The organism is Paenibacillus turicensis (assembly GCF_050461185.1).
Classification (GTDB): domain Bacteria; phylum Bacillota; class Bacilli; order Paenibacillales; family Paenibacillaceae; genus Fontibacillus; species Fontibacillus turicensis_A.
In genome coordinates, this window is record NZ_JBCMOR010000009.1 from 149,375 (window position 1) to 168,825 (window position 19,451).

Below are 19,451 nucleotides of genomic sequence, written 5' to 3' on the forward strand. Positions count from 1 at the left end.
AACAACCCTCTGCCACGTAGCAGCTTCATTGTCTACCCTTCAAGCACTATTTTCTGTATGCTCCTTTATTCCATCAAGCTAAATGTAGCGCTCCCTCCCCGCTAACCACCCAAACAATACAGTCACAACAGCAAATGCAGTAATCACAACCAACGGGATATTCCAGCCTCCTGTCAAATCATGCAGGAAACCAAATAGGAATGGTCCGATGGCGGCGAGAAAATAGCCGATACATTGCGCCATGCCGGAAATTTGTGCGGCTTGCTCTCCAGTGCGTGTACGCAAGGAGAAAAATAAAATAACTAAACCAAAGCTGGTTCCACATCCAAGCCCTAATGCAATCATAAATAATAAAGTAAGAGAGGGGCTGCCAAACAAAATCCCGCTGTAACCTATCACAAAAAATGAAGCAGAAAAGATGGCTAAGCTAGTTTGACTGCGAAAACGTCCACCGATAATGGGCATAGAAAAGGAGCCAAGCATACACGCAATTTGCATATAAAACAGATACAATCCTGAGGTTTGATAGCTAATTCCCTTTTCATAAAAAATTTGCGGTAGCCAAGCGATACCAACATAAAACATTAATGATTGTAGCCCCATAAATAAAGTGATTTGCCATGCTAATGCGGATTTCCACATCGATTGGAATTCGACACTTGTATCGGGTTTAACATTAGTTTTGGTATTGAAATTAACGAGTGTAGCATCATTCGTATTTTTCCTACCCCAAACTACAGAGATCCATAACATTGCAGCACTTGCTGCTAAGATGACCCATACTCCAAGTGAACCTCTCCATCCCCATGCTTGATCGGCTAAAAATGGAGTAATCCCTGAAGAGATCGCTCCCCATAAATTCATGGAGGAAGTGTAGATTCCTGTTAGAAGTCCAACTTTGAGTGGAAAATCCCGTTTTATAACGCCAGGCACAAGTACATTACATATTCCGATCGTAATTCCGATTAATGCTGTACCGATAAACAACAGCAAGATCGAGGGCATAGAACGCAAAACAATACCCACACACATCAGCAGCATGCAATATAGCATCGTTTTTTCTACGCCTATTTTACGGGAAATACTTGGTGCAACTAAGGAAAATAAAGAAAAGGAAAGTAGAGGTAACGTAGTCAAAAGTCCTGCAAATGTATTTGATAATCCAGTGTCCCCTTGGATATTGCTCATCAAAGCCCCAACACCTGTAATTGGCGAGCGCAAGGTTGTAGCAGTTAATAGAATTGCAGTTATAATCAGTATTGTTGTTTTTAGTGTTTTTGTTGATTGGGTTGAATTCAGTGTGCTAGGGCTGGTGCTTGAGCTTTTTACTAGCGTGTTAATGTTCAAGGTAATTAACCTCCTACCATATATCAGTACATTGAACCTAAATCAGTACATTGAACCTAACATAGCATACGGAGGTTGGTCAGGCTATGCTTTTTTCTATGATGCAGCAAATTGCATCTTCAAGTTAGTTTCTTAATAGGTTTTAATAAGGCGGTATAGCAATAATTGAGGGGTTCGCAGGATACGTATCTCGGAACAGCTTTTTTTTCTCCACAATTCTACCAGCTACTTTTTTTACACGATAGGAATCGATAATATAGCCCTCATTGCCCTTCGTAATGATCTCCTTTTGTCCCTGTGCTAACGCTTGATTAATAACGTATTTAGTTGAGTTAGGAATCTTTTTGATTTGCTTCGTTTCGATCTCATAGCGTACATCTTCTGGTATATTGCCAAATAGCTTAATCGTAATGATCCCTTGCTTAGCTGAAGCTTTAATTAAAATGTAGTGTTTCGTATTATTTTTAAATCGAAAATTAATATGTCCTTTAGCAAAGGTAGCATCTTGCCCCTTAGGTACATAACTAACAGGTAAACTATGATTTCGGCGTTCTACAATTTCAAGACCACTTTGGACCGCGGCATTATAAAGTGTGCTGGAGATTTGACATATCCCCCCGCCAATCCCTGTTACCAGCTTACCTCCGATAATGACAGGTGCTGAACGAAAGCCAAAATTCATCTCTGCCGTATCTATCACCTTTTCATAATCAAAAATCCCATTAGGAGCAAGTATCATCCCATCTAAGGTTTGCACTACTGAGCTTAGATTGTGTATCCGGCCTTCACTGCTATGAATTGCAGAGGTGGAAAACATCGAGATTTTGCGCTCAATGCCTTGCGCCTTTAGAGTAGCAAGTGTTACTTTTGGAGCTAACGTCTTTAACGGAACCCCTACCTCTATCGTCGTCGGCTTGTTCATTGGAAATTGCTTAGGCAAGCTGGCATACAAAGTAGGAATAAAGCTAGACCAATCAATACGCTGGGCGGCTTTGTCAGGTGAGTATTGAATCAGATCGTTATCCGTAATTGTACGTATAGCATCCACTGGCATACCTAACTGCTCCTTTTCCCATGTCGGGTTAAACCATTCACGAAGCTTTGTCTCATCAATTTGTGCTTGAATGCTCCACTCCTTTGGAAACTGGGAACGAACTCGCATTCTTTTCCATAGACTCCCTTGAGAGAGTGACGCCATCGCAGTGCGGAAGTCATCCGTATGATAGGTAATGCCACTTTGTTTAATGGTAGTTTCAACTTTGAACTTTTTAGCTTCATCGGATTCATGAGATCCTTTATTTCCATTAATAAGATAGACCATCGGCTGTTGCTCTAGCTGTAGCAGGCGTTGATCAAGTAAAGCTAATGCATCCTGTGGTGCTAACCCACCTACTGGCAAACCCCCAACCATAATTCCATTAGGGATGGTGCGTTGATTGGCATAAATATGTAGGGCAAATAATCCTAAAAGGTAGGCGAGGAGTAAAAGAATGATGGTTGAGATCAGCGGGTGTATTTTTTTCATGCAATCCTCCTGTGTACCTCAAATAGTTGTACATAGTTGTACGTGTACATGTTCATGTATATGCAATGGGTCAAGCATTTATAAGTCTAATGATTTACCCCGGTAAGCCTGCGAAAAAGTGCCTTGTATGAAGCGAAAATCTGCCAATATCTACTCCCTGCTGACTTTTCAGACACACCCTAGTCTGATGAATGGAATGTCATAGAGTAACAGGTGGTAGAAATTGGATGTGACTATTAAAAGTATAGTTCTAAAGCAAGGGTACTCAAAAGGTAACAAATTTGTTACAATAAATATCGTAATTATGAAAATTCCTCATCTTTTTAAAGGAATTCGCTGAATCCTGTCGAATAAATACTAAGTTGCATACATGGAAAATGACATATTTTTAAATATAGTAGGACGTGATGAATTGATCGAAATGCAGGATGTATGGAAAACGTACCCTACAGGCGCACATGCTTTAAAGGGTATCTCTGTCAAAATTGACCGTAATGAATTTGTATATTTGGTTGGACCTTCTGGTGCAGGGAAATCAACTTTTATGAAATTAATATATCGTGAAGAAATCCCGACTAAGGGACAAATCTCTGTAAATGGATTTAATATTGGCAAGCTTAAGCCACGGAAAATTCCTTATGTTCGCAGAAATATTGGGGTTATTTTTCAAGACTTTAGATTGCTGCCTAAGATGACTGTTTATGAAAATGTAGCTTTTGCCTTAGAGGTTATTGAAGCACCTAAACGTGTCATTAAGAAAAGAGTAAATGAGGTTTTAGATCTAGTAGGTCTTAAAAATAAAGGCACACGTGATCCTTCCCAATTATCTGGTGGGGAACAGCAACGTGTAGCTATTGCAAGAGCCATTGTTAACAATCCGTCTGTTATTATTGCGGACGAGCCTACAGGTAACCTTGACCCTGAAACATCATGGGGAATTATGCAGTTATTGGACGAAATTAATTTTCGCGGTACAACGATTGTGATGGCAACGCATAACAAAGATATCGTGAACAAAATGCGACGTCGAGTGATTGCGATTGAAAATGGCAACATTGTGCGTGATGAAATGAGAGGGGAATATGGCTATGAGTTTTAGCTCCCTTTTCAGACATTTTAGAGAAGGCTCTAAAAATGTATTTCGTAATGGCTGGATGTCCGTTGCCTCCATTACTTCTATTATTGTGTCCTTGTTTGTGCTTGGCGTCTTTCTTTTACTCGTCTTGAATGTTAATTCATTTGCTGATGAGGCAGACAGTCAGGTCCAAATTAGTGTGTTTTTAGCAGGGGATGCGGATCAGGCAACTGTACAAAAGGTACAGGGAACGATTGCATCTATGACTGAGGTAAGCCGAGTTACCTTGGTACCTAAATCCCAAGGATTAAAGGACTTTAGAGAAAAGCTAGGTGAAGAAGCTAAGGATTTGCTTGAAGGCTACACGGAAGAAACGAACCCGATTCCTGATACATTAAAGGTTGAGGTTGTGGAGCCAACGACAGCTCCATTCGTAGCTAAAAAAATCGAAGCCTTAAACGATGACTATACGACTCAGCCTATCTACAAGGTAAAGTATGGCCAAGGCACGATGGAAAAGCTATTCAAAATTACGAAAGCTATTCGTAATATCGGTTTTGCATTTGTAGCTGGCTTAGGGATTATGGCGATGTTCCTAATTTCAAATACGATACGTGTTACGATTTTAGCGCGTCGTCGTGAGATTGGCATTATGAAGCTGGTAGGAGCTACCAACACCTTTATTCGAGGGCCATTTTTTATCGAAGGTGCACTTATTGGACTGATTGGCTCCGCAGTTTGTGTCACTGTTTTATTTTTAGGATACAATCAGTTAGTTGATGCTGTAGCAGGAGATATCACCCTCGCCATCCGCTTAGTCCCATTACATGAAGTAGGCTTGAAAATTGCTGTTTTGTTAGTGGGAATTGGGCTTTTGATTGGTGTTTGGGGGAGCTTAATGTCAATTCGTAGATTTTTGAAGGTGTAATGATAAATTTAGTCTGAGAAAAAGGATGGGGAAATAAAGTTGAAAAAGTGGATCTCAATGATTGCCGTTATCGCTTTAGCCGTAGTAGTTTTTCAGCCCGTCAGTGGATCAGCAAAAGGGAAATCAATCAGTCAAATTGATAAAGAGCTTAAACAGCTTCAAGAAGCTGCAAAAAAAGCAAAGGTGCAGCAAAAGCAAGCGGAAGATAACAAACAGCAGGCACAACATTATGTGAATAAAAATGAAGATTTCCTCCAACAGGTTATGCAGCAAATGGATAAGGTGAGTAAAGAGCTTGCACAAATTTCCGTTAAAATTCATAATACAGAAGAAAATTTGCGCCAGACTGAAGGGCAATTAGAGGAGACAAAAAATCGCATTGAGGAGCGCTCCAAGTGGCTTGATTCCAGAGTGAGATTAATGTACACAGACGGAAATGTTTCTTATCTGGATGTGTTATTATCATCCACTAGCTTTACAGACTTCCTAGAGCGTGCGGATTCATTGCAGGCGATTGCGAATCAAGATCAAGTATTACTGAATGAGCACAAAAAAGATAAGGAATTGTTTGAAAACCAAAAAAATCAATTAGAAAAAGATTTTACAGAAATCAAATCACTATATGCTCAAGCGGAATCTCGTCGGAGCATTTTAGAAGAAAAAGAAATCGAAAAACAACAGCTTATTGAAAAATATAATGCTGAGATTGATGAATCCGATGAAATTAGCGAAGAGCAAGAGGCTTTACTTGTAGAGCTTGCGATGAAGCGTGCTGCGTTGGAAAAAGAAAAAAACAAGCTTAAAGCAGCTCAAATTTATACCTATAAAAATAATAAGAAATCAGGATCGGGTAAATCTAGTGTAGCGTCTAGCTCAGGTGGCTTTAGTGGTAACGGTGGCTCTATGGGCTTGCCTGTAAGTGGGGCTAGACTCTCATCTAATTACGGGACACGTGTACACCCGATTAGTGGTAAAGTTAAAAAGCACACTGGTGTAGATCTTGCAGCACCACAAGGTACTGATATACATGCTGCGGCAGGTGGCGTTGTCATCGTAGCTGAATGGTGGAGCGGCTATGGAAATACTGTAGTGATTGACCATGGAAATAACATATGGACATTGTATGGTCATATTCGTCAAGGTGGAATTTCAGTAGAGAAGGGCCAAACCGTTAAAAAAGGTGAAAAAGTTGCTGAAGTAGGAAGCACAGGGAATTCAACGGGTCCTCACCTTCATTTTGAGGTTCGTATTAACGGTACGCCAGTAGACCCGATGCCATATTTGTAATAGAATAGATTTATATTCATAAAAGCGGATATCCTCCAAACGGAGTGATCATCCGTTTTTATTTAGATCATTAACCTTGTAGTAAACGCATTTGTTTTCATCATAAATATTAAGGGTAAACTATACGTATACTATAAAGGTTTTAGGAATATCTTTACATATCATTTTAGGTGGTGGATACCCTTATGTTCAAAAAACGCACAACAATTTTATTAATCGTAGCTTCTGTGCTAATAAGCTGCTCGCTTACATTAACTTTGACGGGGCAATGGGATGGAATTATATCAGGCTCTAAATCTCTTGTTCGGGAAGGTGTAACTGGAAGCACGAGCGGCACTTATGTTAATGGAGCATCGTCAAATACATCAAATGGTGTCAATAAAATTGAAGCTGCAATGAAATTGGTAAATGAAAATTATTTAGAGAAGATTGATCAAAATAAACTAATTGATGGTGCAATTCAAGGAATGATGAGCGCATTAGGTGACCCTTTTTCTTCATATATGGGACAAGAAACGGCGCAGCATTTTTCTGAACAAATCGAAGGTTCATTTACAGGCATTGGTGCCGAGGTATCGATGGAGAATGGCAATGTCACTGTAGTATCACCCATTAAAGGTTCTCCCGCTGAGCGTGCAGGGATTAAACCCAAAGACATTTTATTGTCGGTTAATGGTGCCTCATTTGAAGGGTTAAGCTTAAACGAAGCTGTTGCTAAAATCCGTGGTCCTAAAGGGACAGAAGCTAAAATTAAGGTAAAACGTGCAGGCGTGGAAACGACGTTAGAATACACCATCATTAGAGATGATATTACAATGGAAACCGTAAGCTCTCGGATGGAGGAGGGTGGCGTTGGTGTCATTGAAGTGACGGAATTTTCGATGAATACAGCGGAGCGTTTCCAAAAGGAAGTTGAGGCACTTGAAAAGCAAGGCATGAAGGGATTAGTTATTGATGTGCGTAACAATCCAGGTGGCGTCCTCAAAGTGGTCATTCAAATGGCAGAGCAATTTGTAGATAAGGGCAAAGTCATCGTACAGGTTGAAGATAAACACGGGAATCGTGATCAAACGGTTTCTAATGGAAAAAGTAAAAAGTATCCGATTGCCGTTGTGACCAATAAAGGAAGTGCGAGTGCTTCAGAAATTTTGGCAGGGGCACTTAAGGAATCAGCAGGCGCTAAGCTCGTCGGTGACACGACATATGGTAAAGGGACGGTTCAATCCAGCTATCCAGAGGAAATGGGCGATGGTAGTCTAATTAAAATTACGATTGCTAAATGGTTGACGCCAAAAGGGGAATGGATTCATAAAAAAGGAGTTGCACCTGATATTAAAGTCGATCAGCCGACTTACTTCTCCGTTGCCCCAATCAATAAGGAGAATTCATATAAATTTGACATGGTTAGTGCTGATGTGAAAAACGCACAACAAATGTTAGTTGGACTTGGCTATGATCCTGGTCGTGAGGACGGTTATTTTGATAAGACCACAGAAAATATGGTGAAGAAATTCCAGTCTGCAAATGGCTTATCCGCCTCAGGAGTTATCGATACGAAAACGATTGAAATGCTAGAAACGAAGATAGCTAAAGAAATTAATGATGAAAAAAATGATACGCAAATGAATACGGCGATTGCAGAAGTTCAGAAGGAGATTGCTGCTAAGGCGTCGAAATAAAAAAGAGGGCTGCATTGCAGCCTTCTTTTTTCAATCATCTAAACACAGATAAGGAGGAGATTCCCTTTTGAATATATGGTTAAATACATTAAGTCATATAGGTGGTGCATTAGGAGAACTGCTCCTAAATCCATTTTTTTATATTTGCGTACTTTTAATCGTGCTAATGTATCGTAGACAAATTGTAGTAGAACGTAAAATGTTCCATACGCGTTTACAAGGACTTGGTGTGTTGACTGGGCGTAACTTACTTGGTGGTTTACTAGGTGGACTAGCCGTTTCTATCGTATTTATGTTTGTTGGTGTTAACTTATCGATCGAAGCTATTTATTATGTATGGATCATTTCGTTTGTTTTAATGTTATTTTCGATTCGGTTTGTATCTTTAATTTATTCCGTAGCGATACTAGCAATCTTACAATTTGTATTTCAGCTTACACCCGTTAATGAAGGACAAGCCATCATCTATCATATACAAAGCATTATTTTAGATATAAACATCCCAGCTTTATTTTGCCTTGCAGGTTTGCTGTATGTAGTAGAGGCGTTTCTGATCAAATGGCAATCAGCTAAGTTAGCTGGGCCTATATATATCGAAGGTAAACGTGGCCGTCAAGTCGGTGGCTATCAAATGCACCTTTATTGGGTAATGCCGTTGTTGCTAATCGTTCCAGCCACTTCAGATGGGATGGGATTACCGTGGACACCTTTTTTCATAGAGGGTTCAGGAGGAACTGGATATATGCTTATGGGGTTACCCGTCATGATTGGATTTACCCAAATTGTCATGAGTTCATTGCCGTCACATAAAGTGAAATTAGTTTCGCGTCGTGTGTTTATCTATGGGCTTATTGTGATTGCGTTTAGCTTTATTTCATTATGGTGGAGTCCATTTATTGTGTTCACATCGATTCTGGGGATTGGATTATTAGAATGGTTGGTGTGGTATGGGAAATCTGAGGAACGTCAGCAATCTCCGCTTTTCCTGCATCCCCAAAGGGGCTTGAAAATACTTGCGGTACAGCCTGATAGCCCTGCAGATCAGCTAGGCATTTTACCAGGGGAAACCTTGTTGAAAATTAATAGTATGAGGCTAAATAACCAAGAGGATTTACATGCTGCGATACGTGTTAATCCTGCATTTTGTAAGCTAGAGGTTTTAAATTATAGTGGTGAAAGTAAATTTTTGCAGCGTGCCATTTATGATGGCGATCACCATCAGCTAGGTATGATATTAGTGCCTGATGAAACCTCACAGGAAGCTTTAACGAACAAGAGCCTTTCACTTAGTTTTTGGCAGATGCTAAATGCTAAGCGGGGGTTAACAGGAAAACGAAGAGCACTCCCAAGCCAATATACAAATCAAAGCCATAGCCAGACTCAGAGTCAAAGCGAAAATCAAAGTCAGGCACATGAGCAAAGGGATAACCTTCGTGAAGACTGGCCACAGTCAGACCAAGCAAATAAGACGATACAATCGTAATAACTAAAAGAACTATTACACGTTGCTAGGAGTGGTGGAAACATACTCGGTTCCCCTTGACCACTAGGACATGTAATAGTTCTTTTTTAATGGGACATGACACAATTATACATTTGCTAAATATTCAAATTTGCTATTCTTATTGCTGGAGTTGTCTAAGTACCGTGATTTCTACGCGTCTATTTTTTTGTCTGCCTGCTGAAGTGTTATTGTCTCCTGCTGGACGTGTGTCAGCATATCCTGCATATTGGAAGCCCTCAGGATTCAAGCCCTCTTTATCAATAAAGTAACGTAATACAGATAAAGCACGTGCGCCAGACAGCTCCCAGTTATCCGCATATTTTGATTTGCTTGTAATCGGTAGGTTATCGGTATGACCTTCAATGCTAATCATCGTTCGCAATTGCTTGAACAGGCTTGCTAATCGTTTTAACGTTTCTGTAGAATCAGACTTAAGGTTGGCTTGTCCGATATCAAACAAAAAACGATCGTTTAGTGTAATCGAAATTCCTTTGGGTAAATCATTTACGGAGATTTGATCCTCTAACTTATTTTCCTTAATGTATTGCTCAATCATATTCATGAGATTACTTAGTTCTTCCTCTTGCTTTCTAAAAGCAATTTCACGAGCTGTGAGCGGTTGGTTTTTATCTTTATCTTCTTCTTTTTCTATGTTACCCGTACTATTATTTTCTCCCTTGCCTTTATCTCCTTTGCCTTCACCAGAGGCATTGCCAGACATTGAATTCCCGCCATCCAATAATCCTGACCCTCCATCTAAAATGGAATTGCCACTTTTGAAGGAAGATTGCAAAGATTGGGTAATCGCTTGGTATTTTTCAACATCCAGTCTACTCATTGCAAACATCACTACAAAAAAAATGAGAAGCAACGTAATCATATCAGCATAAGTAAGCAACCATCGTTCATGGTTGGTACTAGAAATCCTTTTACGTCGTCTTGGTGTTCTACTCATATGTCCTTCTCCTCAGACATAGAGGATGGGTAGCTAGTTTTTATATCATTAATGACAAATGATTCCACCTTACGACGTACTAATAAAGGATGTTCACCATTTTGAATCGAAAGGACACCTTCAACAATCATTTCCATTTCATTAAGCTTGTCTTCCCCACGTGTTTTAATTTTTGAGGCAATAGGTAAAAAGATCAAGTTGGCGCTCGCTACACCATACAGTGTAGCTGTAAAAGCTAAAGCAATCGATGAGCCTAAGGCAGCAGGGTCCTTTAAGCTTACTAATACATGAATCAACCCCATTACCGTTCCGATGATTCCCATTGTGGGTGCGTACCCACCAGCTGCTTCGAAAATTTTTGCGTAGCTTTCATATTTTTTTTCAGTTGCGTCCATTTCATATTCTAAAATTTGTTTGAGTACACCTTGCTCCGTTCCATCCACAACAAGCTGAATACCTTCACTTAAAAATTGATGTTTGCTATTTAGTGTTCGCTTTTCTAGTGCAAGCACGCCTTCACGCCGCGCCACAGAACTCATGGCTGAGATTTCATCAATGATTTCGTGAATATCCTCTTTTGGTGAAGTAAAGGCGATTTTAATTGCATGTGGAATTAACTTTAATCTGTTCGTAGGGAAACTAATAATAATTGCAGCAATCGTACCACCAAAGACGATAACAGCAGCAGTGATCTGCATTAAACCACTAATTTGTCCACCGTCCCATAAAAAGCCACCAACCAAGGCGGCAAAGCCAATAATTATCCCAATTAATGTGGATATATCCATCTATAATACAACTCCTATTCTAATACTTACCGATTGCATCTAATAGATGAAAAGGGTATAATCAATGGGAACAAGCATTCTTATTTGATTTTATAAATGACATTCTTTAAATAAATATCGGTTTTTTTGCCGATAACTGTTATACAAGAGATACAAGTAGCAAGCTCATTATTTTATTTTAGACGATAGGGTGATGTTGGACAATGAGTGATATTGTCTTTAGCGATAATAAATTTGAATTAGTGTCTGAATATAAGCTACAAGGGGACCAACCAGCGGCTGTAGATGAACTTGTAAATGGTGTGTTGTCTGGACAAAAGCATCAGACGTTGCTTGGTGCGACGGGGACGGGAAAGACGTTTACCATTGCAAATACGATTGCACGTTTAGGTAGACCTACTTTGGTGATTGCACATAACAAAACATTGGCAGCACAGCTTGCCAGCGAATTTAAAGAGTTTTTTCCAAACAACTCTGTAGATTATTTTGTTAGTTATTACGATTATTATCAGCCAGAGGCGTATATCCCTTCATCAGATACCTATATTGAGAAGGATTCTAGTGTAAATGAAGAGATTGATAAACTAAGACACTCCGCGACAAGCTCTCTATTTGAACGAAGAGATGTCATTATCGTGGCGAGTGTGTCTTGTATTTATGGCTTAGGATCTCCGATGGAATATCGTAATTTAGTGTTATCTTTACGTGTGGGGATGGATCGTCCAAGAAATTCAATTTTAGGGCGATTAGTTGATATTCAATATCAACGTAATGATCTCAATTTTGTGCGCGGCACATTCCGAGTACGAGGGGATATTATCGAGATTTTCCCCGCGTCAAAAGGAGAGCAAGCGATCAGAGTTGAGTTTTTTGGTGATGAAATTGAACGAATTACAGAAATTGATGTGTTAACAGGCGAAATTATTGGCGAAAGAGATCATGTTGCGATTTTCCCTGCGTCTCACTTTGTGACCCAAGAGGAAACGATGCGGCGTGCGCTAGTTAATATAGAACGTGAATTAGAGGAACGACTTGAAGTGTTCCGTAGTCAAGGTAAACTACTTGAGGCTCAGCGTTTAGAGCAGCGTACAAGATACGATATTGAAATGATGAAGGAAGTTGGATTTTGCTCGGGGGTTGAAAACTACTCAGGGCCATTAACGTTCCGTGAGCGTGGAGCAACACCATATACACTGATGGATTATTTTCCTGATGATATGTTAATTGTGATTGATGAATCCCATGTAACCTTACCACAGATTCGTGCGATGTATAATGGGGACCAGGCACGCAAAAATGTGTTGGTGGATCATGGTTTCCGTTTGCCATCGGCGCTGGATAACCGTCCGCTTCGCTTTGAGGAATTCGAAGAGAAGGCAGATCAGCTTATTTACGTCTCAGCAACACCAGGACCGTATGAGCTAGAGCACTGCAATACGATGGTGCAACAGATTATTCGACCAACTGGTTTGCTAGATCCGATCATTGAAGTGAGACCAACTAAAGGGCAAATTGATGATCTTATTACGGAGATTAGAGCGCGGATTGAGCGTGATGAGCGTGTACTCGTTACAACCTTAACGAAAAAAATGTCAGAAGATTTGACAGATTATTTAAAAGAAGTGGGTATTAAAGTACGTTATTTGCACTCGGATATAAAAACATTGGAGCGGATGAGTATTTTACGTGATTTACGTCTAGGTACGTTCCATGTTCTAATCGGAATTAACTTGCTAAGAGAAGGATTGGATTTACCAGAGGTATCTTTAGTTGCTATCTTAGATGCCGATAAAGAAGGTTTCCTTCGTTCAGAGCGATCCTTAATTCAAACGATTGGACGTGCGGCTCGTAATTCAGATGGCCGTGTAGTGATGTATGGGGATCATATTACGGACTCAATGGAGAAAGCAATTAAAGAAACAGAGCGGCGTCGTACAATTCAAATTGCTTATAATGAAAAACATGGGATTACACCGCAAACGATTCGTAAAAAGATTCGTGATGTCATTGAGGCAACAAAAGTGGCTGAAAGCAAATCTGATTATATTGCAGGTGCAACTACGGCTAAAATGTCTAAGCGTGATCGTCAAGCGATGATTGGGCGATTAGAGGTAGAGATGAAAGAAGCGGCTAAAAACCTTCAGTTTGAACGTGCAGCTGAGCTGCGTGATGCAATCTTAGAGCTGAAGGCGGAATAATGAAGGGGATGAACATTTGTGGCAATTGACAACATTATTATTAAAGGTGCAAGAGCAAACAACTTAAAAAATATCGACATCACGATTCCACGCGACAAATTTGTAGTTTTAACGGGGCTTAGTGGCTCAGGAAAATCATCACTAGCGTTTGATACGATTTATGCGGAAGGTCAACGCCGTTATGTCGAATCGTTGTCTGCGTATGCACGTCAATTTTTAGGACAAATGGAAAAGCCCGACGTTGACTCCATCGAAGGTTTATCTCCTGCTATTTCGATTGATCAGAAAACAACAAGTCGTAACCCACGTTCAACAGTAGGGACTGTCACTGAAATATATGACTATTTGCGGTTGTTATTTGCTCGGATTGGTCACCCTCATTGTCCTGAGCATGGTATCGAAATTTCGGCTCAAACGGTACAACAGATGGTTGATCGCATCATGTCTTATCCTGAGAAGACTAGATTGCAAATATTAGCTCCAGTCATTTCGGGCAAAAAAGGTGAGCACAAAAGCTTGTTCCATGAAATTTCTAAGCAAGGATTTGTTCGTGTGCGTGTAGATGGCGAACAACGTGACTTATCTGAAAGCATTCAATTAGATAAAAACAAAAAGCACTCTATTGAAGTCATTGTTGACCGTATTATCGTAAAAGAAGATGTGCGGACTCGGCTAGCTGATTCGATTGAAACGGCATTGCGCATGTCTGAGGGGCAAATTTTAATTGATATTATTGGTCAAGAAGAGCTGCGATTTAGTGCTAAGCACGCTTGTCCGACCTGTGGATTTAGTATGGATGAGCTATCTCCGCGTATGTTCTCCTTTAATAGCCCATTTGGTGCTTGTCCTGAATGTGATGGGCTTGGTCTGAAAATGATTATAGACCCTGATTTGCTAGTTCCTGATCAAGAGAAAAGCATCAATGACGGGGCATTTGCAGCATGGGCAGGCAGTACGTCCAACTATTATCCTCAGTTTTTGAAGGCAGTGTGTCAGCATTTTGATATTCCTACCGATGTCCCAGTCTCTCAATTAACTAAAGAGCAAATGGACAAAATTTTACATGGTACAGGGGATGTGAAAGTTCATTTCCGCTTTGAAAGTGACTTTGGTGGCTCAAGAGAAGCACACATTCCTTTTGAAGGGATCATTCCGAATTTAGAGCGTAGATACCGTGAAACGGCTTCCGATGGAATCAAGGAGTTTATTGAGCAATTTATGAGCTCTAAGCCATGTGGCACATGTAAAGGTCATCGCTTGAAAAAAGAAATTTTAGCTGTAACCATTCAAGAAAAAAATATTGCTTATGTTACCTCCCTATCGATCGGTGAAGCGTTGCAGTTCTTTAATGAACTGGACATCACTGAAAAGGAACAAGCCATTGCTCATATGATTTTAAAAGAAATTAATAGCCGTCTCGGCTTCCTCGTTAATGTTGGCTTGAACTATTTAACGATGAGTCGTGCAGCAGGCACACTCTCTGGTGGGGAAGCACAGCGGATTCGCCTTGCTACACAAATTGGATCTAGCTTAATGGGCGTCTTGTACATTTTGGACGAGCCAAGTATTGGGCTACATCAACGTGATAATGATCGATTAATCGATACGTTGGCACATATGCGTGATATCGGGAACACTTTAATTGTCGTAGAACATGATGAAGATACGATGCTTGCTTCTGACTATATTATTGATATTGGGCCAGGTGCAGGGATTCATGGTGGTAATGTTGTTTCCCAAGGTACACCGCAAGAGGTCATGGCAGATGCCAATTCTTTAACAGGACAATATTTAAGTGGTCGTAAATTTATTCCTGTTACTGATCAACGTCGTGCTACAGATGAGCGCTGGATCGAAGTGAAGGGTGCAAAGGAAAATAATCTTAAAAATATTAATGTAAAATTCCCGATAGGCGTATTTACGGCTGTGACAGGAGTATCCGGTTCAGGTAAATCTACCTTAGTGAATGAAATATTGTATAAAACATTAGCGAGAGATTTGAACAAAGCGAAGGTACGTCCTGGTCAATATCGTGAAATGAAGGGACTTGAGCATGTAGAGAAGGTCGTTGATATCGATCAATCTCCAATCGGACGCACACCTCGTTCTAACCCAGCTACGTATACAGGTGTATTTGATGATATTCGTGATTTGTTCTCACAAAGCAATGAGGCAAAAATCCGTGGCTATAAAAAAGGTCGCTTCAGCTTTAACATCAAGGGTGGTCGATGTGAGGCTTGTCGTGGTGACGGTATACTCAAAATTGAGATGCACTTTTTGCCAGACGTATATGTGCCTTGTGAGGTTTGCGGAGGCAAACGGTACAATCGTGAAACACTTGAAGTTAAATATAAAAACAAAAATATTGCAGATGTTTTAGAAATGAACGTTGAAGATGCAGTGGAGTTTTTCAAAAACATTCCTAAAATTCATCGTAAGCTTGAAACGTTGCTAGACGTTGGTTTAGGCTATATCAAATTAGGACAACCTGCTACAACCTTATCAGGTGGGGAAGCACAACGTGTGAAGCTTGCCTCAGAATTGTACCGCCGTAGCACAGGCAAAACGATTTATATTCTCGATGAGCCAACAACAGGACTACATGTGCATGACATTGATCGTTTGCTTAAAGTGTTACACCGACTTGTAGATTCAGGTGAAACTGTACTCGTCATCGAGCATAACCTCGATGTCATCAAAACTGCTGACTACGTCATCGATTTAGGCCCAGAAGGCGGAAGTGGCGGTGGAACCATCATCGCAACAGGTACACCTGAACAAATCGTCAAGGTAGATACCTCCTACACTGGACGTTACCTTGGCCCTGTTTTGGAGCGAGACAAAAAACGTACTGCACAGCTAGAAGAAATGGAAAGTGCACAAGTGATTTAAGCTTTTAGATTTGTAAGATTTGTAAGTAAGTTTATATAGCATTACGAAATAACCTATCATAACTTTTTATGGTAGGTTATTTTATGGGTCTATGATCTTTATAAAAATAATGAGCCCCACAACCTTGGGGGCAAGATTATTTAATTAGTGGTTGGCAATCACTCCAACTAGCGGAGGTCAATGGTTAGTAGAAAAGTAACATCCGCCCTTAAGAAAGAACAATAAAAGAAATTGTTCTTATGCTTTTAAATAATCAGCCCCACCATATTGGGGGCGGAATTGTTTAATTAGTGGTTGACAATCAACTTCGAGTAGCGGAGGGACAGGGGGATTCTGGAGAAGTGAAACGTTCGTCTCTTAAAATCAGATTCCAACATTAACCTATTATAAATAAAAGGAATCTGGTTTTAACAACGATCGGAAGAACCCTCTGTCTCGTAGCTTCCATCCCCAACATTGTCAACCACTAATTAAAATTTACATCCCAAACAAATTATAGCACTAGAGTCTAAACATAATGTCTGATACACTTAGTAAGTTAAAACTAATATGCTGTCATTTATATTAATGTCTGTTGTTTATATAAATTTTGTATATATAAATATTAAAGTTTCGGCTCAATCTTAAAATTAGTGCTTGACTGCTATTTAACAACAATCGCAAGAACGCTCTGGAGCGTAGCTATCGGACTCCTATTGTTGTCAAGCAATAATTTCTAAATAGCCACAATTTTTTTATAAAGGTAAGGGAGGATCTATGGAATTACGTAGACAAGATGTGGAGTTGTTAGCCCCAGCAGGTGATTGGGATTGTATGAAGGCGGCTGTGGCAAATGGTGCAGATGCCATTTTTTTTGGAGTAGAAAAGTTTAATGCACGTGCGCGTGCGAACAATTTTAGAATGGACGATTTACCTGAGGTTATGAGCTATTTACATAGCTATGGGGTGAAAGGTTTTTTGACCTTTAATATTTTAGTATTTGAAGATGAGTTAGCTGACGCTAAACATTTGATTGATATATGTATTGATGCAGGCGTAGATGCTGTAATTGTACAGGACTTAGGTCTTGTCAAAATGATTCGTGAAATTTCTCCTGACTTTCCGATCCATGGCTCTACGCAAATGACCATTACTTCACCAGAGGCAGTGGAGTTTACAAAGCCTTGGGGAATGGAACGGGTTGTGCTTGGACGTGAAAATAACCTGAAACAAATTCAGAAAATTGGCGAACAGGCGAAGCTGCCAATGGAAGTGTTTGTCCATGGCGCATTATGTGTGTCCTACTCTGGTCAATGCTTGACATCTGAAATGTGGGGCGGGCGTTCTGCCAACCGTGGGGAATGTGCACAAGCTTGTCGTCTTCCTTATGATCTTATGGTGGATGGCATGCAAAAGCCGATGGGGGATGTTGCCTATTTATTATCTCCTAAAGACCTTGCGGCGATCGATATTATGCCTGAGCTTATTGAAGCGGGGGTTATGTCCTTTAAAATTGAAGGTAGACTTAAGAGTCCTGAATATGTAGCTAACGTCGTTAGTAAATATCGTAAGGCAATTGATTTATATTTTGATGGAAATCGTGAAAGACCTTCTCGAGAAGAAATTCGTGAGCTACAGCAAAGCTTTTCTCGTGGTTTTACCCATGGCTTTTTAGATGGCACAAATAACAAAAAGCTTGTCGAAGGGACATTCCCTAAGAGCCGTGGTGTCTATCTTGGTGTCGTAGAGAAAATTTTGCGTGACGGCGTGGTTTGTAAGCTAGAAGCCCCCGTGAAGCGTGGAGATGGTATTGTTTTTGATGCTGGCGATCCAACGCAAAAAGAAGAAGGGGGTCGTATTTACGATCTACGCCGTAAAGGTGTGAAGCTAGAGGGCGAAGCTGCTGAGCAATGGATTGTAGATATTGTCCCAGGACGTAACGATATCGATTTAAGAAAGGTTCATGTAGGTGATCGGATATGGAAAACGAATGATCCTGCCCTTGATAAACGTCTTCGTCAGACGTATGAGACGGACAAGCCTTATCGTGTCTTCCCTGTGCATGTGAAAGTGACTGGCCGTGCAGGTGGATTACTAGAGACATCATGGACAGACGTAGAAAAAAATGTGACGGTTCAGGTTAATTCTGAGCTTGAGCTTGATATTGCCCAGAAACGTCCGATGGATGCGGCGTTATTGGAGGATCAATTTGGGCGTCTGGGTGGGACGATATTCCAGCTTGAAAAGCTAGAGGTTGACCTGCTTGGTGATGTCATCGTGCCAATGCGTGAGCTAAATAGTATTCGTAGACGTGCCGTTGAGCTGTTAGAAGGGGAAAGACCTAAACCTCCGGTATATGTTCGACATGCAGATGCTAATCCTTTAGCCTCACCTGCTGTAACACAAAAGAAGGTTTCATATGGAGAAGCAAGACTTACGGCATTGTGTCGTAGCTTACCACAGGTAGAAGCAGCATTAGAGGCAGGAATTGAGTTTATATATGCTGATTTTGAATTTATTAAACAATTCCCTGCTGCTGTCGAAGCAGTGCGCTCTGCTGGCAAAAAGATTGCGTTAGTAACTCCACGTATCCATATGCCAGGTGAAAATGGTTACCATAACAATATTTTACGACTGAAGCCTGATGCAGTATTAGTCCGTAATACGGGAGCGTTGTATTTTTATCTGCGTCATCGTCAGGAAAAACCAGATGAATTCCATCCACAAATTATCGGTGATTTTTCATTAAATATTGCCAATCACAAAACGGTGGAGTTATTTTTGGATAGTGGTTGTGACATCGTAACGCCATCCTATGACCTTAATATTCAACAAATGGTGGATTTATTAGGGCAAAGTCAGACGGATGCGATGGAGGTTGTCATTCATCAGCATTTGCCGATGTTCCATACTGAACATTGTGTATATTGTACTTTTTTAAGCGAAGGCACAGACTTCACTAACTGCGGTAGACCTTGTGAGGAGCATTCCGTTTCCTTACAGGATCGCATCGGGATGTCACATCCAGTTCGAGTGGATGAGGGCTGTCGTAATACCGTTTATAATGCGATTGAGCAATCAGGAGCAGAGTATTTGAAAAACTTTATGGAGCTAGGTGTGGGTAATTACCGCATTGAATTTTTAGAGGAAACTCCAGAGCAGGTGCATGAGGTTATTGACTTATATAGTAAAGCGATGCGTGGCGAAATCAGCGGGACACAAGTATGGAAGAAATTAAAGGCAACGAACCAGCTTGGCGTTACACGTGGACAGCTTATCAAATAAAGGAGTGCA

Annotated in this window: 12 protein-coding genes; 8 read left to right on the forward strand and 4 right to left on the reverse strand. The window is 40.5% G+C overall.

The features are described from left to right. Positions 1-78: 78 nt before the first annotated feature. Both ABE099_RS15060 and ABE099_RS15065 read right to left on the reverse strand, forming a co-directional pair. Positions 79-1,347: a CynX/NimT family MFS transporter gene (locus tag ABE099_RS15060; protein ID WP_430031950.1), complete on the reverse strand. Its 1,269-nt coding sequence runs from the start codon at positions 1,345-1,347 to the stop codon at positions 79-81. 142 nt (positions 1,348-1,489) lie between these two features. Then, positions 1,490-2,872 carry a VanW family protein gene (locus ABE099_RS15065; RefSeq protein ID WP_430031951.1) on the reverse strand — a complete coding sequence of 461 codons (1,383 nt, stop codon included), beginning with the start codon at positions 2,870-2,872 and terminating at the stop codon, positions 1,490-1,492. A gap of 412 nt (positions 2,873-3,284) precedes the next feature. Between ABE099_RS15065 and ftsE the strand changes: the two genes are divergently transcribed. From ftsE to ABE099_RS15090, 5 genes are all read left to right on the forward strand, one after another. Further along, positions 3,285-3,971 carry a cell division ATP-binding protein FtsE gene (gene ftsE, locus ABE099_RS15070; RefSeq protein WP_430031976.1) on the forward strand — a complete coding sequence of 229 codons (687 nt, stop codon included), beginning with the start codon at positions 3,285-3,287 and terminating at the stop codon, positions 3,969-3,971. Continuing rightward, the gene (gene ftsX / locus ABE099_RS15075; protein WP_430031952.1) at positions 3,961-4,875 is read left to right on the forward strand and encodes a permease-like cell division protein FtsX; all 915 of its coding nucleotides are present in this window, start codon (positions 3,961-3,963) and stop codon (positions 4,873-4,875) included. Before ftsE ends, ftsX begins: the two co-directional genes overlap by 11 nt. A 39-nt stretch (positions 4,876-4,914) precedes the next feature. Then, positions 4,915-6,162 carry a murein hydrolase activator EnvC family protein gene (locus ABE099_RS15080; protein ID WP_430031953.1) on the forward strand — a complete coding sequence of 416 codons (1,248 nt, stop codon included), beginning with the start codon at positions 4,915-4,917 and terminating at the stop codon, positions 6,160-6,162. A 185-nt stretch (positions 6,163-6,347) separates the two neighbouring features. Then, the gene (locus tag ABE099_RS15085; protein ID WP_430031954.1) at positions 6,348-7,841 is read left to right on the forward strand and encodes a S41 family peptidase; all 1,494 of its coding nucleotides are present in this window, start codon (positions 6,348-6,350) and stop codon (positions 7,839-7,841) included. 67 nt (positions 7,842-7,908) lie between these two features. After that, complete coding sequence (locus ABE099_RS15090; RefSeq protein WP_430031955.1) at positions 7,909-9,324, forward strand: PDZ domain-containing protein; 1,416 nt, start codon at positions 7,909-7,911, stop codon at positions 9,322-9,324. A gap of 139 nt (positions 9,325-9,463) precedes the next feature. Here ABE099_RS15090 and ABE099_RS15095 read toward each other — a convergent pair whose 3' ends face one another. Beyond that, a complete protein-coding gene (locus ABE099_RS15095) occupies positions 9,464-10,300 on the reverse strand; it encodes a flagellar motor protein MotB (protein ID WP_430031956.1) in 837 nt (278 codons plus the stop codon). Further along, a complete protein-coding gene (locus ABE099_RS15100) occupies positions 10,297-11,088 on the reverse strand; it encodes a flagellar motor protein (protein WP_430031957.1) in 792 nt (263 codons plus the stop codon). The genes ABE099_RS15095 and ABE099_RS15100 overlap by 4 nt, the downstream gene beginning before the upstream one ends. A gap of 203 nt (positions 11,089-11,291) precedes the next feature. Between ABE099_RS15100 and uvrB the strand changes: the two genes are divergently transcribed. From uvrB to ABE099_RS15115, 3 genes are all read left to right on the forward strand, one after another. Beyond that, a complete protein-coding gene (uvrB, locus tag ABE099_RS15105; RefSeq protein ID WP_430031958.1) occupies positions 11,292-13,286 on the forward strand; it encodes an excinuclease ABC subunit UvrB in 1,995 nt (664 codons plus the stop codon). Between the two features lie 18 nt (positions 13,287-13,304). After that, positions 13,305-16,178 carry an excinuclease ABC subunit UvrA gene (gene uvrA, locus ABE099_RS15110; RefSeq protein WP_430031959.1) on the forward strand — a complete coding sequence of 958 codons (2,874 nt, stop codon included), beginning with the start codon at positions 13,305-13,307 and terminating at the stop codon, positions 16,176-16,178. A gap of 756 nt (positions 16,179-16,934) precedes the next feature. Then, positions 16,935-19,442 carry a DUF3656 domain-containing U32 family peptidase gene (locus tag ABE099_RS15115; protein WP_430031960.1) on the forward strand — a complete coding sequence of 836 codons (2,508 nt, stop codon included), beginning with the start codon at positions 16,935-16,937 and terminating at the stop codon, positions 19,440-19,442. Positions 19,443-19,451 lie beyond the last annotated feature (9 nt).

Excerpts from the sequence above, each read along its gene's own strand:
- ABE099_RS15115 (WP_430031960.1), top strand. The coding sequence starts at position 16,935 with ATGGAATTACGTAGACAAGATGTGGAGTTGTTAGCCCCAGCAGGTGAT.
- ftsX (WP_430031952.1), top strand. The coding sequence starts at position 3,961 with ATGAGTTTTAGCTCCCTTTTCAGACATTTTAGAGAAGGCTCTAAAAAT.
- ABE099_RS15095 (WP_430031956.1), bottom strand. The coding sequence starts at position 10,300 with ATGAGTAGAACACCAAGACGACGTAAAAGGATTTCTAGTACCAACCAT.
- ABE099_RS15085 (WP_430031954.1), top strand. The coding sequence starts at position 6,348 with ATGTTCAAAAAACGCACAACAATTTTATTAATCGTAGCTTCTGTGCTA.
- uvrB (WP_430031958.1), top strand. The coding sequence starts at position 11,292 with ATGAGTGATATTGTCTTTAGCGATAATAAATTTGAATTAGTGTCTGAA.
- ABE099_RS15065 (WP_430031951.1), bottom strand. The coding sequence starts at position 2,872 with ATGAAAAAAATACACCCGCTGATCTCAACCATCATTCTTTTACTCCTC.
- ABE099_RS15100 (WP_430031957.1), bottom strand. The coding sequence starts at position 11,088 with ATGGATATATCCACATTAATTGGGATAATTATTGGCTTTGCCGCCTTG.